Raw genomic sequence first — 14,810 nt, 5'->3', positions numbered from 1 at the left:
GCGAATGAGACTCGCGAGACGGGCGTTATCTTCAACCAGCAGCAAGCGCATTGTCGATGTCCGTCCCTTCTGCCGCCCGCTTGTAGCCTGTAATCATCGCGAGCGGCAGGTTCTCGCGGTGGCGGACGCTTTCGACGATCGCACCAATGACGTGCAGGGCTACTGCCCCGATCAATATGTTGGCGGCGATCTCATGCAGGGTCTCGACCCAACCGACGCCCCAGAACGCATCAAGACCCATCATCCATCCGCTCGTGCCGATCGTCGCTAGCAGCATCAACAGCAGCACGATCATGGCAGCTCCTGCCGGATTATGGCCGAGATAGCGGGGCTCGCGCTTAGCCAGCATCGCAGCAAGGTAGCCGACCAACCGACGCGGGCCAGGCACGAAGGTCGCGAAGCGGGCATGCCCCCGCGCGACGAGGCCCCAGACGAGCCTGACAATCAGCGCGGCGATGACGGCGTACCCAACATAGATATGTGGGCTTTCTGCATGCCGGAGAAAGGTCAGGTTGGCGATGACGCCGCCTGCGACCGTCCAGTGGAAGATGCGGACGACAGGATCCCACACCCTGACCCGGCGGGGGGCCGGGCCAGGGGTGGGCGCAGCGGCGACGGGGGCAGTCGCAGCCACGATCAGTCGACGTTGTTCTGGACGACCGCGCCGGTCACCGGGTTGAAATAGACCTCGGCGCGCTTGCCGTCCTTGGTATGGGCATAGATTTCGTAGCAGCTGCCCGAAACCTGGAAGACCTTGATGTCGCGATACCCCATCTTGATGATCTTCGCTTTCATCTGCGCCTGGGTAAGCCACTTGGCCGGCGGGAGTTTGGTGCAGACCGGGGCGGCGCTTGCGATCGAGGCCAGCGACAGGGCCGAGGCCGTAAGAGCCAGCTTGAGCATTGTTGCAAGCGTCATAGGGACAATCCTTTGTGATCGGGGGAGCTGCCCCGGCCCAATCGAACTGCGCCCACGGCCTGACGAAAAGCTGACGGCCGGCGAAAAAGGTATGGTCGCGCTTTTTTTGACTTTGTGATCGGCGTGTCAGGAGTGCGTCAGGACATCCCTCCACAAGCCGGGCGTCGCCGCTGTCGGCGCATACCGGAGATTGACATGAACCGTTCCCTGTTCGCAGCGGCTGCCACGTTTGCCGCTCTCTGTTCTGCCAGCGCAATCGCGGCTCCGCCGGAAGGCAAGCCGCTGTCGGCGCAGACCCGCACCAACCTCGAAGCCGCGATGCACGGCGAAGCCTATGCCAATCTCAAATATCTCCGCTATGCCGATCAGGCGCAGGCAGCCGGCAAACCGGCGCTCGCCAAGCTGTTCCGCGCGTCGGCAAACATCGAAGCGAACGAGCATTTCGACCGTGAGGCACAGGCGCTTCAGCTCGGTGGTGCGAACAGTGCCAACCTCGAAGATGCGATGGCTGGCGAGCATTATGAGAACGTCACGATGTATGTGAACTTCGCCAAGCAAGCGCAAGCCGATGGCGATGTAAAGGTCGCGGCGATGTTCCGGCAGATCGCGGTCGACGAAGGCGCGCATTACGACGCGTATAAGGCCGCGCTTGCGAAGCTGTCTAAAAAATAAGTCAGCGACGACGTCGATCGGCCGCCCCCCGCCCCCGGTCGACCTGCCGTATGGGAACTCTGTAATAGCCTCCTGGGCTTGCTCGAACGAGTTGTGCTGGCGGCGCCAAGTACAGTCGGTGTGCCCAGCCGTGCTGTTGCCGCGGCGTTCGCGCGTGTCGGTTGAATAACGGGTCGCCGGAGGGGCCTCGCAAATATGTCCGGGGTCCGAAGAGCGCCGTTCGGCTGCTCTCGATCTGTCCCACGAACATCATACGCTCACACGGCGTTCGCTGGCGCTGCACGACCAAATGCAGCGATGCGTCTTCTCCCGTGGCTCCTGTGCCGCGCACGAAGATTGAGACAATTTGTGACCGATTTTGTGACCTTTTTCGATTTGACTGGCTGTGAAAACGGGAGCAGAAATCCGAATAGCCGCAGATTTCTGCGGTTTTCGATGTGCTGCCGACAGCGTTTAGGATGGGTAACCTCCGGTTTTGTAAACTGGATGTCGCGGGTTCGATTCCTGCAGCCGGCACCAGCGGCGCGCCGAGGCTCGGCGCTGCCCTCCACCCTTTCGACAAGCGATATGCCTCCCGCGCCGAGGACCAACGTGACACCCGTGCGTGGAACGGCGTAGCGTCGGTGTGAGTTCATAAGGAATGCGTCGCATGAAACAGTCCGTCCTGATCGCCTTGCTGGCCGGCATTGCGCTCGCCGCGCCCGCCATGGCCCGATCCGGGCAGGCGCCCGTCGTCAAAACCGATATCGGCAGCGTCCGCGGCACGACGGCCGAGGGTGTCGCCAGCTGGAAGGGCATTCCCTTCGCCGCGCCCCCGGTCGGCGCGTTGCGCTGGCGCGCGCCGCAGCCCGCCACCCCGTGGCGGGACGTGCGCGACGCGACCGCTTATGCGCATGACTGTATGCAGCTGCCCTTCCCGAGCGACGCCGCGCCGCTCGGCACGCAGCCGGCAGAGGACTGCCTCTACGCCAACGTCTGGAGACCCGCCGCGGCGCGCGGCCGTCTGCCGGTAATCGTGTGGATCTATGGTGGCGGCTTCGTCAACGGCGGGGCTTCGCCGCCGACCTATGCCGGCGCCGCGCTTGCCCAGCAGGGCGTGGTGTTCGTCAGCTTCAATTATCGGCTCGGACGCTTCGGCAGCTTCGCCTTTCCTCAGTTGAGCAAGGCCGATCCCGATCACGGCCAGCTCGGCAATTACGGAATCATGGACCAGATCGCCGCTTTGCACTGGGTTCAGCGTAACGTCGCGCGCTTCGGCGGCGACCCGGCCAACGTCACGATCATGGGCGAAAGCGCGGGTGGGCGCTCGGTCCATGCGCTGGTGACCTCCCCGCTGGCGACCGGCCTGTTCGCCAAGGCGATCGTGATGTCGGGCGGCGATGCCGGCGCCGAGCCTGACCGCACGCTCGCTGCGGCCGAGCAGATCGGCGCGTCCTTCGCCACGGCAAAGGGGATCGAGCCCACCGCCCCCGACGCGCTCGCCAAGCTGCGTGCATTGAGCGCCGAGCAAGTCACCGACGGGCTCAATCTGGCACGCCGCCCCCAAATCGGGCCTGCAACCTATGGCGGCCCCTTCCCCGACGGCCGCGTGGTGGTCGATACCCATGAGGCCTATGCCGGCGGGCGCTTTGCCAAGGTTCCGATGCTGATCGGGGCGACCAGCGCCGACATCGGCGGCAAGACTGGCGCGATGATCGCCGGCGCGCGCGCCGTCTCCGCCACGCTCGCCGCGGCGGGCGTTCCGGTCTGGGAATATCGCTTTTCCTATGTCGCGAGCTCGGTCGGCACGCCCGACGCGCAGCACGCGACCGATATCCCGTTCTTCCTCGATACGACTGCGATCAAATATGGCGCGGCAACAACGCCGACCGACGTGGCGATCGGCAAGGCGATGAGCCGCGCGATCGTCGCCTTCGCCAAGACGGGTACGCCCAACGGCGCAGGGCTTGCCGATTGGCCGCGCTACGACCGCGCGCGCGACACGCTGATGGACTTCGGCGTCGACGGCACAGCCGTGGCGCGGCCGGATCCGTGGGGTGCGGAGATCGACGCGGGGCGGGCCGCAGCGGCCGCGCCGGGGAAATAGCGGATCGCGACACGGAACGGGCGCAAGCGCGCAACGCGCCCGGTCACGCGGCGCGTTGCGTGCTGTCCTGGCTATAGACCGAGTTCCGCCCCGCTTCCTTCGCGCGGTAAAGCAAAAGGTCCGCCGCCGCGATCGAATCGAGGGCCGACGCGCGCTGCGTCAGCACGATCCCGGCTGAAAACGTGATCGGATCGAGCGCTTCGCCCGATTCGCGGATCCGGAACGCGCGGTTCTGCAGCGCGTGATTGGCGGTCGCGACGATCTCGTGCGCTTCGGCGAGCGTGACATCGTCCATCAGAATGAGGAATTCCTCGCCGCCCCACCGCGACACGACGTGTGGCGCGCAACACCGCGCGATCGACTCGGCGACCGCCTTGATCACGCGATCGCCGACCGGATGGCCATGCCGGTCGTTGATCGCCTTGAACCGGTCGATGTCGCAGATCGCCAGAGCGACCGGCGCATCGCTCGCCCCCTTGGCAAGCTCGGCGGCGAAGCCCCGGCGGTTGACGAGCCCGGTCAGCGAATCGCGCAGCGCATCGTTCTGCGCCGCGGCGACCTCGGCGTGCAGCGCGTCGATCTGCTCGAGCGCCGCGACCAGATTGCGCTCGGCATCGCCCGATCGCGCGATCATCGTCGTGATCGTCCGCGCGATCGGCAGCGAATCGGCCTCGATATGGATCAGTTCGGCACTGAGATCGCGCCCGAACTGCCCGGTGACGGTCGCCGCATCGCTGGCGAGATCATGCAGCTGCAGCGTCTGGTGGCGGAGCCGCGCGCCGGTCGGCGTTTCCGCCGCGCCGTCGCACGCGTCGCCGCTCTGCCGCGGCGGGGCATGACAGGCACTGAGGATATAGTCGGCCTGCGCCTGGGTCAGCGTGGCGCCGCTGGCAAGGACCGCGTCGATCGACCGCGCGGCCAGGCTGTCGCGATCGGTGCGATAGAGATAGCCCAGTTCGTAATTGCCTGGGGTCGGGCCGAGTGGTTGCTCGGCGAGGAACGCGAGAACGCTCGCGCCGATATCGCCGAACGGATCGCCATTCGACGACCCTTGCCCCGCCCCCTCTTGCGCCCGCCGCACCGTCATTCTCTGCCCCGTTTCACGCCGGTATCTACCAAGAACGCGTTAATAACGGATGCAGAACGATTCAGGGAATAGCCGCGGCGATCCTTTTCTTACGCGACCCCGTTCCACGTCCCGAACACGTCGAGCATCTGTGGAGTCAGCCAGCCGAAATGGAAGTTGAGCATGTAGAGCGCCCATAGGATGGTCGCGAGGATCGTAACGCGTTTGGCGATCCGACCGGGGCGAAATTCGTGCGGCGCGCTCTCGGCCTGGCCTGGAACGCGCGCGACACCTGCCTCGTCACTCGTCTTCACGCCGAACGGCAGCACGAAAAAGACCGAGAACGCCCAGAACAGGAAGTAGATCGCCAGCGCCGAAGTCCACCGCATTGGTCTTGATCCTGTCCTAGCCGCATGGTCGCCCCCCTTTAGCGGAGGGGATGGGAGTGGCGAAGTGCCTCGCAGAGAGCGTCGCCCCGTGCACTGCCCTCCCCAACCCCTCCCCTGAAGGGGAGGGGCTAAGGCGTATGTCTTACGCCTCGATCAGCAGCACGTCGACGTTCGGCTTCTTGCCGGTCCAACGCGTCGCGACCTTGCGCGTGGCGAGGCGGATCTGCTCGCGCAGCTTGTCACGGTCGCGCCCGCCCTGCTTGGTCGCCGCGATCACCGCGCTGACGGTTTCCTCGAGGAACGGCTCGCGGTCTTCCTCGACCGGGATGCCCTGGATGCGGACCTGCGGCGTGCCGATCAGCCCGCGCGAGCCGATCGCGACCGCGACCGAGATCTGCCCGTTGAGCGCGAGCTTGCGGCGCTCGTTGATCGTCTGGCCGTCACCCGGCAGGATCACGTCGCCGTCGAGCACGAGCCGGCCGACCGGCGCATTGCCGATCTTGGTCGGCGCGCCCGGTGCGAGGCGCACGATGTCGCCATTGGTCTGCACGAGCGCGCGCGGTACGCTCTCGGACAGGCCGAAGCGCGCATGTTCCATCAAGTGGCGCATCTCGCCGTGGACCGGCATCAGGATCTCCGGCTTCATCCAGCGATACATCTGGAGCAGCTCGGGGCGACCCGGATGGCCCGACACATGGACATGCGCCTGGCGGTCGGTGATCATGATCACACCCTTAGCCGCCAACTGGTTCTGGATGCGACCGATCGCGACTTCGTTGCCGGGGATCTGCTTCGACGAGAAGACGACGGTGTCGCCGGTCGCGAGCGCGATCGGATGCTGGCCGTTGGCGACGCGGGCGAGCGCGGCGCGCTCCTCGCCCTGCCCGCCCGTCGCGACGACGAGCACCTTGTCGCGCGGCAGCCGCATCGCGGCCTCGGCATCGATCGTCTCGGGGAAGTCCTTCAGATACCCCGTCGCACGCGCGACCTTGAGGATGCGGTCGAGCGAGCGGCCCTGGACGCAGAGCGAGCGGCCCGTCTCGATCGCGACCTTGCCGAGCGTGTGGAGACGCGCGGCATTCGACGCGAACGACGTCACCATCACGCGGCCCTTGGCCTTGCTGATCACGTCCATCAGCCCCGAGAACACGTCGCTCTCCGAGCCCGAAGCGTCGTTGTTGAAGATGTTGGTCGAGTCGCAGACCAGCGCCAGAATGCCGTCCTCGCCGATTGCAGCGAGCTCGGCCGGGCTCGACGGATGGCCGATGACGGGCGCCGCATCGAGCTTCCAGTCGCCGGTGTGGAAGATCCGGCCGTACGGCGTGTCGATCAACAAGGCGCTCGCCTCGGGGATCGAATGCGACATCGGCACGAAGGTGACGCCGAACGGCCCGAGGTCGAACGGCGCGTTGGGCTGGATCACGCGCAGCTTGACGCGCGATGCGTTGCCCTCTTCCTCGAGCTTGCCGCGGATCAGGCCGGCGGTGAACGGCGTCGCATAAAGCGGCACGCCGAGATCTTCGGCGAGGTACGGCAGCGCGCCGATATGGTCTTCATGGCCGTGCGTCAGCACGATGCCGACCAGATCGTCGAGGCGTTCCTCGATGAACTGCAGGTCGGGCAGGATCACGTCGATGCCAGGATATTGCGGATCGGCAAAGGTGATGCCGCAATCGACCATCAGCCACTTGCCTTCGCAGCCGTAGAGATTGACGTTCATGCCGATTTCGCCCGACCCGCCAAGGGCCAGGAAAAGGAGCTCGTTCTTTGGTTTTGTCACGTAGAATCGGTACTTTCATTTCGGCCGCGCATCGCGCGTGCCTTCAGGTTTGCGCCTGTTAAGCGCGGAATATCGTAAGAGTTGGGGAAGCGGGGCTCCGAAATGCGGCGCACACTCGCTGACTCTAGGCTCCTATATGGGCGCGATCCCACAGAATCGCCAGCCCCTGAATGGTAAGATCGGGTTCGACCACATCGAACATGGTCGTGTGCTGCTCGAACAGGATCGCTAGGCCGCCTGTAGCGACCACTTTGATCGGCCGCCCGACCTCGGCCTTCATCCGCGCGACCAGCCCCTCGATCATCGCGACATAGCCCCAGAAGATGCCGATCTGCATCTGGCTAACGGTGTCGCGGCCGATCACGCTGCTGGTCGCCGGTGCCTCGATCGCGATGCGCGGCAGCTTGGCGGCGGCGGTTACGAGCGCGTCGAGCGAGAGGTTGATGCCCGGCGCGATGATCCCGCCTTTGTAGGCGCCGGTATAATCGACCACATCGAGCGTGGTAGCCGTCCCGAAATCGATCACGATCAGGTCGCCCGGATGACGCGCGTGCGCCGCGATCATCGTCACCGCGCGATCGGCGCCGACGCTCTTGGGTTCGAGCACGTCGAGCGCCATTCCCCATTCGACCGGCGCTTCGCCCGCGACGAGCGGCTCGGTGTTGAAATATTTCCGCGCGAGCGTTTGCAAATTGTGGAGCGCGCGCGGGACGACGGTGGCGATGATGACGCCGGTTACCGCTGCGCGGTCATAACCTTCGAGGTTGAGCAACTGATGCAGCCACACCGCATATTCGTCGGCGGTCCGGCGCGGATCGGTGGCGATGCGCCAACGTGCCTTGATCGCTTTGTCCTCGACGAGCGCGAAGACGATGTTGGTGTTGCCGGCATCGATCGCGAGCAGCATGGGCGGAGCCTTGTACGAACGGATGGGAAGCTAGATCAGAAACACGTCGCCGGCGTGAATGACACGGCTGCCGCCGTCCGCCAAGCGCAGGATGAGCGCGCCATCGTCGTCGAGCCCGCCGAACAGTCCATCGATCGCCTGGCCGTCGGGCAGGCGTGCGGTGAGCGCGGTGCCGATCGGGTGCGCGCGTTCGAGCCAGCGCGCGCGGATTGGAGCGAGGCCCTGCCCGCGCCAGATGGCGAGCCAGCGGGCGAAGGCCTCGGCGAGCGTTTCGGCGAAGTCAGCGGGATCGGGGGTTGCGCCGTGGTCGGCGAGGCTGGTGGCGAGACGATCCGTGTCGTCGGGGTGATGCGCGAGGTTTACGCCGATCCCGACGATCACTGCGTCCCCGGCGCGTTCGAGCAGGATGCCCGAGAGCTTAGCGCCGTCCAGAAGAAGGTCGTTGGGCCACTTGATCCACATCGTCGCCCCGGCGGAGGCCGGGGCCGCTGGCGCATCGCGCACACCGGCCGGCGCGCGTCCCAACACAGCGGCCCCGGCCTTCGCCGGGGCGACAAGGTTGGCCAGATAGACGCGCACCACCTCTTCCAAGGCAATCGCCGCAACCAAAGCCAACGTAGCCGCCGCCGGATCCCCAGCGCGCACCCGCACTACCGTCGACCCGTAGAAATTCCCCACCGGCGAGGCCCAGACCCGCCCCTGCCGGCCACGCCCGCCACTCTGCCGTTCGGCCCGTAGCCAAAGCCCCTCCTCGGCGCCCGCAGCGGCGAGGAGGAGCATATCGGCGTTGGTAGACCCCGTCTCGGCGACGGTGCGGATCATCGCCGTCAGAACAGCGCCTTCGCCGCGAACATCGTCGCCACGCCGAGCGGTGCTAGCAGGAGCCACCCGATCGGCGAGACGAACACTGCCGACACCGCGATCACCGCGCTCTCGACCGGCGTCGCACGGCCCGCATAGGCCTCGGCCGGTTCGTCGAAATACATCACCTTGATGACGCGCAGATAATAATACGCGCCAATCACCGAGGCGACGAAGCCGACCACTGCCAGCGGATACAGGCCCGCATTCACGGCCGCGGTGAACACCGCCAGCTTGGCGTTGAAACCGAGCAGCGGCGGGATGCCCGCGAGCGAGAACATGAAGATCGCCATCGCCAGCGCCAGACCCGGCCGCGAGCGCGACAGGCCAGCGAGGCTCGCCAGCGTCTCGACCGGCTGGCCCTCGGCATCCTTCATCTGCAGGACGACGACGAAGCTGCCGAGCGTCATCACGACATAGACGGTGAGGTAGAACAGCACCGACGCAACGCCCTCCTGCGTACCGGCGGCGAGGCCGACGAGCAGGAAGCCGACATTGTTGATCGACGAGTACGCGAGCAGCCGCTTGACGTTGGTCTGGCCGATCGCCGCAACCGCGCCGAAGATGATCGACGCGAGCGAGGCAAAGATCACGATCTGGCGCCACTGGTCGGTCGCCGGGCCCATCGCCTCGATCGCGACGCGCACCGCGAGCGCGACCGCCGCTACCTTCGGCGCCGAAGCGAAGAAGGTCGTCACCGGGGTCGGCGCGCCTTCATACACGTCCGGCGTCCACATGTGGAACGGCACCGCGCTCATCTTAAAGGCGAGACCCGCAAAGACGAACACCAACCCGAAGGTCAGGCCGAGCGAATGACCCGCGCCATAGGCGGTCGCGATCGACGAGAAGAGCGTCGTGCCGCTGAAGCCGTAGACCAGCGAGATACCGTAGAGCAGGATGCCGCTCGCCAGCGCGCCGAGCACGAAATACTTGAGGCCCGCTTCCGCAGACCGCGTATCGCGCCGCATGAAGCTCGCCAGCACGTACGCCGCGAGGCTCTGCAGTTCGAGACCGACATAGAGCGTCAGCAGATCGCCCGCCGACACCATCATGCCCATGCCCGCTGCCGACAACAGGATCAGCACTGGATATTCAGGACGCAGATCGTCCCCGCGACCCTGCGCAAAGAAGCGCGGCGCGATGAGGATCGCAACCGCCGAGGCGACGTAGATCAGCACCTTGGCATAAGCCGCAAAGGCATCAGCGCGGTACAGTCCCTCGAACGCAGCGCCACCCTTGGACGCCGGCCCAAGCAGCGCAAGCCCGGCGCCGATCAGCACCGCAACCGCAGCCCAGGACACCAGACGGGTTGACCCCTGCCCGCCCCAGGCGGCCACCAGCATCAAAGCGATCGCCCCCGCCGCGAGCACCAGCTCGGGCAGCGTCATCAACAGCGAAGCGTTCATGGCCGTGCCTCCGCATGTACCGCGGGTGTGGCCGGAGCCTTGCCCGGCGTCGGCAGCGAGTCACCCTTGGGCGTCGCGCGTGCGATCCGTGCCTCGAGCGTCGCGACATCGCTGCGCATCGGGGCGAGGAAGCTCTCAGGGTAAACGCCCATCCACAAGGCAACCGCGGCGATCGGCGCCAGCAACGCAGCTTCGCGCAGGCTGATGTCCTTCATCGCCCGGACGTCGTCATGAACGATCTCGCCGAAGACGACACGGCGGTAGAGGTAGAGCATGTAGGCGGCACCCAGGATGATGCCCGTCGTGCAGAGCAAGGTGGCAGTGGTGGAGACGCGGTAGGTCCCGGCGAGCGAAAGGAACTCGCCGACGAAGCCGCTCGTCCCCGGCAGGCCGATCGAGGCCATGGTGAAGAACAGGAACAGCAGGGCGTAGCGCGGCATGTTGATCGCCAGACCCCCATAGCGCGAGATCTCGCGGGTATGGAGCCGGTCGTAGATCACGCCGACGCACAGGAACAGCGCCGCCGAGACGAGGCCATGCGACAGCATGACGATCATCGCGCCCTCAATGCCCTGCCGGTTGAAGGCGAACAGGCCGATCGTCACGATCGCCATATGCGCGACCGACGAATAGGCGATCAGCTTCTTCATGTCGGACTGCACCAACGCGACGAGCGAGGTGTAGATCACCGCGACGGCCGACAGCGCGAGGATCAGCCAGGTCAGCTGTGCCGAGGCTTCCGGAAACATCGGCAGCGAGAAGCGCAGGAAGCCGTATCCGCCGAGCTTCAGCAGCACGCCCGCCAGGATCACCGACCCTGCGGTCGGCGCCTGCACGTGCGCGTCGGGAAGCCAGGTGTGGAACGGCCACATCGGCATCTTGACGGCGAACGAGGCGAAGAAGGCGAGCCACAGCCAGGTCTGCACCTGCACCGGGAAATCGGTGTTGAGCAGCGTCGGAATGTCCGAGGTGCCGGCGAAATTCACCATCCACAGCATCGCGACGAGCATCAGCAGCGAGCCGAGCAGCGTGTAGAGGAAGAATTTGTACGACGCGTAGATCCGGTTCGCACCGCCCCAGATACCGATGATCAGGTACATCGGGATCAAGCCGGCCTCGAAGAAGATGTAGAACAGGAACAGGTCCTGCGCCGCGAAGGTGCCGATCATCAGCACTTCGGTGATGAGGAACGCCGCCATATATTCCTGGACGCGCTTCTCGATCGCGACCCAGCTCGCGCCGATGCAGATCGGCATCAGGAACACGCTGAGCATGACCAGCAGCAGCGCGAAGCCGTCGAGGCCGAGCTTCCAGCTGAACACGCCGAGGCTGCCGGCATTCTCGACGAACTGCCACTGCGGGCCGCCAATCTCGAAGCTCGCCCACAGGCCGATCCCGAGCACGAAATCGATCAGCGTCGCGATCAGCGCGATCCAGCGTGCGCCCTGCGCACTGACGAAGAGGCACGCGACCGCCGCAAGCGCGGGGATGGCGAGCATCACGGAGAGGATGGGGAAGCCGGTCATTGTATCCCCGTCACCCCGGCGAAGGCCGGGGTCGCTGCGTTGGTGTGTCCGGCGTTAGCCACATGCGGCTGGCCGGCCCCGGCCTGCGCCGGGGCGACGGTGTGGAGGCGCGCGCTCATCGCGTGATCGCCCAAGTGACGGCGCCGGTCAGACCGAGCAGCATGACAAAGGCATAAGTGTAGACATATCCAGTTTGCAGCTTTCCAGCGACGCGCGAGCCTTGCGACACGACCCAGGCCGAGCCGTTGGGGCCGAGCCGGTCGATCGTCTTCTCGTCACCGCGGTGCCAGAAGAAGCGGCCGATGGCGAAAGCGGGTTTGACGAAAAGCAGATTGTACAGCTCGTCGAAATACCATTTGTTGAGCAGGAAGTCGTAGACCGGAGCATAGGTCTCGGCGAGCTTCCGCGGCGCGTGCGGCGAGCGGATGTAGAAGATGTAGGCCCCGAGCAACCCGGTCAGCATCGCGATCGACGCCGACAGTTTCACCCCCAGTGGCACTTCGTGCATCGCGTGCATCAGATGCTCGCGGAACGCGATCGCGCCGTGCCAATATTCTTCGCCCGCGCTCGGCTCGATGAAATAGCCGTGGAACACGAAGCCCGCAGCGATCGCGCCGATCGACAGGATGATCAGCGGCAGCAGAATCGGGAACGGGCTCTCATGCGGATGATAGCCGCCCGTGCCGTCGCCGTGCGTGGTGAACACCGGATGCGCCTGGACGACGTGGCCGTGATCGTGCCGATGATCGTGAGCATGCGGCTCGCTGCCCTGCCCTTCCTCGGCGGCTTCGCCGTGGTGAGCATGTGCGGCCGTCGTGCCGTGATCGTCGTGACCGGCGTCATGGCCATGGCCATGTGCGTCGTGGATCGCGTGCTGGATATGCTCGGACTGCTCCCAGCGCGGCTTGCCCCAGAAGGTCAGGAACATCAGGCGCCACGAGTAGAAGCTCGTCAGCAGTGCGACGATGATCCCGACGATCGACGCGCCATGCTGGCCCGAAGCCCAGGCCGCCTCGATGATCGCATCCTTCGAGTGGAAGCCAGCGAAACCGATCGCGAGCGGATTGCCGAACACGGCCGGGATGCCGACGCCGGTGATCGCCAGCGTGCCCATCATCATGCCCCAGAAGGTGATCGGGATCGATTTCCGCAGGCCGCCATAATAGCGCATGTCCTGCTCGTGATGCATCGAGTGGATCACCGAACCCGCACCGAGGAACAACAAGGCCTTGAAGAAGGCGTGCGTGAAGAGATGGAACATCGCGGCGCCATACGCGCCACACCCAGCGGCGAAGAACATGTAGCCGAGCTGCGAGCAGGTCGAATAGGCGATGACGCGCTTGATGTCGGTCTGCACCAGCCCGACCGTCGCCGCGAACAGGCAGGTCGCGGCACCCACCGTCATCACGACGGTCAGCGCGAACGGCGACGTCTCGAACATCGGCGACAGGCGGCACACCATGAACACGCCCGCGGTGACCATCGTCGCCGCGTGGATCAGCGCCGACACCGGGGTCGGGCCTTCCATCGCGTCGGGCAACCAGGTGTGGAGCCCGAGCTGCGCCGACTTGCCCATCGCGCCGACGAACAGCAGCAGGCACAGCACCGTCATCGTATCGAAGCGGCCCCCAACGAAGCCGATCGTCGACCCGGCCATCCCCGGCGCGAGCCGCAGGATCTCGGGGATCGAGACGGTATTGAACACCAGATACGTGCCGAAGATGCCGAGCATGAAGCCGAGATCGCCGACGCGGTTGACGACGAACGCCTTGATCGCGGCGGCATTGGCGCTCGGCTTGCGGAACCAGAAACCGATCAGGAGGTAGGATGCGAGACCGACGCCTTCCCAGCCGAAGAACATCTGGACGAGATTGTTGGCGGTCACGAGCATCAGCATCGCGAAGGTGAACAGCGACAGATACGCGAAGAAGCGCGGTTGGTCGGGGTCCTCCTCCATATAGCCCCAGCTATACAGATGGACGAGCGCCGACACCGACGTGATGACGACGAGCATCACCGCGGTCAGCGCGTCGACGCGCAGCGACCAGTCTACCGCCAAGTCGCCCGAATGGATCCAGTCGAGCACCGGCGTGACCGTCGCTTCGCCACCACCGAGGTAGTGGATGAAGATCGGCCAGCTCAGGATGCACGAGGCGAACAGTGCGCCGGTCGTGACGACCTTCGGCAGGATCGCGCCGAAGCTCTTGTTCGCGAAACCCGCGACGATCGCCGCGAGCAGCGGCAGGAAAACGATGAAGAGGATCACGAAATTTACCCCTGCATCCGGTTGGCGTCGTCGACCGAGATCGTCCCGCGGCTACGGAAATAGATGACGAGAATGGCAAGGCCGATCGCGGCCTCACCCGCCGCGACGGTCAGCACGAACATCGCGAACACCTGGCCGACGAGATCGTGGAGATAGCCGGAGAAGGCGACGAAGTTGAGGTTCACCGCGAGCAGGATCAGCTCGACCGCCATCAGCATGACGATGAGGTTCTTGCGGTTGGCGATGATGCCGAGCACGCCGAGCGCGAACAGGATCGCGCCGACCACGAGATAATGGCCGAGACCAATCACAGCTCAATTCCCTTGCCGACGGTGGGTTGCGTGTTGCGCGTGGCATCCTGCGGACGCCGCGCGTTCTGGCGGCTGACATTCTGCGCGCGCGCGCCCTTGCGCTCGCGGTGCGTCAGCACGATCGCGCCGATCATCGCGACGAGCAGCACGAGCCCTGCGCCCTCGAACACGAACAGGTAGCGCGTGTAGAGCAGCATGCCGAGCGCCTCGATGTTGGGCACCGTGTCCGGCGTCGGCGCGGCGCGGCGTGCGAGCTCGATCTTGCCGGCGCTCCAGGCACCGAACGCGACCATGATCTCGGCGGCGAGGCCGACCGCGAACACCGCGCCGATCGCCGCATATTTGGCGAAGCCGGCGCGCAGCTCGGCGAAGTCGATGTTGAGCATCATCACGACGAACAGGAACAGCACCGCGACCGCGCCGACATACACAATGACGAGCAGCATCGCGATGAACTCGGCGCCGACGAGCACCATCAGCCCTGCGGCGTTGAAGAAGGCCAGGATCAGCCACAGCACGGCGTGCACCGGGTTGCGCGCGGTGATGGTCAGCGCGGCGGACGCGATGACCATGAACGCGAACAGGTAAAAGGCGATTGCTTGGATCACGGAATCAGTGGGCC

At 65.5% G+C, this 14,810-nt stretch carries 14 protein-coding genes; 2 read left to right on the top strand and 12 right to left on the bottom strand.

Annotation, left to right across the window (positions count from 1 at the left end; genetic code table 11):
• Nucleotides 1–31 precede the first annotated feature (31 nt).
• Together ACVWYO_RS16615 and ACVWYO_RS16610 are read right to left on the bottom strand one after the other, a co-directional pair.
• Complete coding sequence (locus ACVWYO_RS16615; protein WP_457352646.1) at nt 32–634, bottom strand: cytochrome b/b6 domain-containing protein; 603 nt, start codon at nt 632–634, stop codon at nt 32–34.
• A 2-nt stretch (nt 635–636) separates the two neighbouring features.
• The gene (locus tag ACVWYO_RS16610; protein ID WP_457352645.1) at nt 637–918 is read right to left on the bottom strand and encodes a PepSY domain-containing protein; all 282 of its coding nucleotides are present in this window, start codon (nt 916–918) and stop codon (nt 637–639) included.
• Between the two features lie 114 nt (nt 919–1,032).
• Here ACVWYO_RS16610 and ACVWYO_RS16605 point away from each other — a divergent pair, with 114 nt between their 5' ends.
• Both ACVWYO_RS16605 and ACVWYO_RS16600 read left to right on the top strand, forming a co-directional pair.
• On the top strand, nt 1,033–1,590 hold the full coding sequence (locus tag ACVWYO_RS16605; protein ID WP_457352643.1) for a rubrerythrin family protein: 558 nt from the start codon (nt 1,033–1,035) through the stop codon (nt 1,588–1,590).
• A gap of 640 nt (nt 1,591–2,230) precedes the next feature.
• Complete coding sequence (locus ACVWYO_RS16600; protein ID WP_457352641.1) at nt 2,231–3,676, top strand: carboxylesterase/lipase family protein; 1,446 nt, start codon at nt 2,231–2,233, stop codon at nt 3,674–3,676.
• Nucleotides 3,677–3,719: 43 nt separating this feature from the next.
• On the opposite strand, the gene ACVWYO_RS16595 is transcribed toward ACVWYO_RS16600, so the two are convergent.
• The 10 genes from ACVWYO_RS16595 to ACVWYO_RS16550 all read right to left on the bottom strand — a co-directional run bounded on the left by ACVWYO_RS16595 (nt 3,720) and on the right by ACVWYO_RS16550 (nt 14,796).
• The gene (locus tag ACVWYO_RS16595; RefSeq protein WP_457352638.1) at nt 3,720–4,763 is read right to left on the bottom strand and encodes a GGDEF domain-containing protein; all 1,044 of its coding nucleotides are present in this window, start codon (nt 4,761–4,763) and stop codon (nt 3,720–3,722) included.
• Nucleotides 4,764–4,852: 89 nt separating this feature from the next.
• Complete coding sequence (locus ACVWYO_RS16590; RefSeq protein WP_457352636.1) at nt 4,853–5,131, bottom strand: DUF1467 family protein; 279 nt, start codon at nt 5,129–5,131, stop codon at nt 4,853–4,855.
• A 142-nt stretch (nt 5,132–5,273) separates the two neighbouring features.
• A complete protein-coding gene (locus ACVWYO_RS16585) occupies nt 5,274–6,911 on the bottom strand; it encodes a ribonuclease J (protein WP_457352635.1) in 1,638 nt (545 codons plus the stop codon).
• Between the two features lie 124 nt (nt 6,912–7,035).
• The gene (locus tag ACVWYO_RS16580) at nt 7,036–7,818 is read right to left on the bottom strand and encodes a type III pantothenate kinase (RefSeq protein WP_457352633.1); all 783 of its coding nucleotides are present in this window, start codon (nt 7,816–7,818) and stop codon (nt 7,036–7,038) included.
• A 30-nt stretch (nt 7,819–7,848) separates the two neighbouring features.
• Nucleotides 7,849–8,640: a biotin--[acetyl-CoA-carboxylase] ligase gene (locus ACVWYO_RS16575; RefSeq protein ID WP_457352631.1), complete on the bottom strand. Its 792-nt coding sequence runs from the start codon at nt 8,638–8,640 to the stop codon at nt 7,849–7,851.
• Nucleotides 8,641–8,645: 5 nt separating this feature from the next.
• Nucleotides 8,646–10,085 (bottom strand): NADH-quinone oxidoreductase subunit NuoN, encoded by a 1,440-nt coding sequence (gene nuoN, locus ACVWYO_RS16570; protein ID WP_457352628.1) that lies wholly within the window; start codon nt 10,083–10,085, stop codon nt 8,646–8,648.
• The gene (locus tag ACVWYO_RS16565; protein ID WP_457352626.1) at nt 10,082–11,611 is read right to left on the bottom strand and encodes an NADH-quinone oxidoreductase subunit M; all 1,530 of its coding nucleotides are present in this window, start codon (nt 11,609–11,611) and stop codon (nt 10,082–10,084) included. The genes nuoN and ACVWYO_RS16565 overlap by 4 nt, the downstream gene beginning before the upstream one ends.
• Nucleotides 11,612–11,726: 115 nt before the next feature.
• Nucleotides 11,727–13,877 carry an NADH-quinone oxidoreductase subunit L gene (nuoL, locus tag ACVWYO_RS16560; RefSeq protein ID WP_457352624.1) on the bottom strand — a complete coding sequence of 717 codons (2,151 nt, stop codon included), beginning with the start codon at nt 13,875–13,877 and terminating at the stop codon, nt 11,727–11,729.
• Nucleotides 13,878–13,882: 5 nt separating this feature from the next.
• Nucleotides 13,883–14,188 carry an NADH-quinone oxidoreductase subunit NuoK gene (nuoK, locus tag ACVWYO_RS16555; RefSeq protein WP_010187224.1) on the bottom strand — a complete coding sequence of 102 codons (306 nt, stop codon included), beginning with the start codon at nt 14,186–14,188 and terminating at the stop codon, nt 13,883–13,885.
• Nucleotides 14,185–14,796, bottom strand: coding sequence for an NADH-quinone oxidoreductase subunit J (locus tag ACVWYO_RS16550; protein ID WP_140849773.1), 612 nt, complete (start codon nt 14,794–14,796; stop codon nt 14,185–14,187). Before ACVWYO_RS16550 ends, nuoK begins: the two co-directional genes overlap by 4 nt.
• Between the last annotated feature and the right edge of the window lie 14 nt (nt 14,797–14,810).

The sequence above is a fragment of the Sphingomonas sp. UYP23 genome (genome assembly GCF_054059235.1).
The sequence above is the reverse complement of the archived record's forward strand: the minus strand, read 5'-3'. Positions and strand labels throughout refer to the sequence as shown.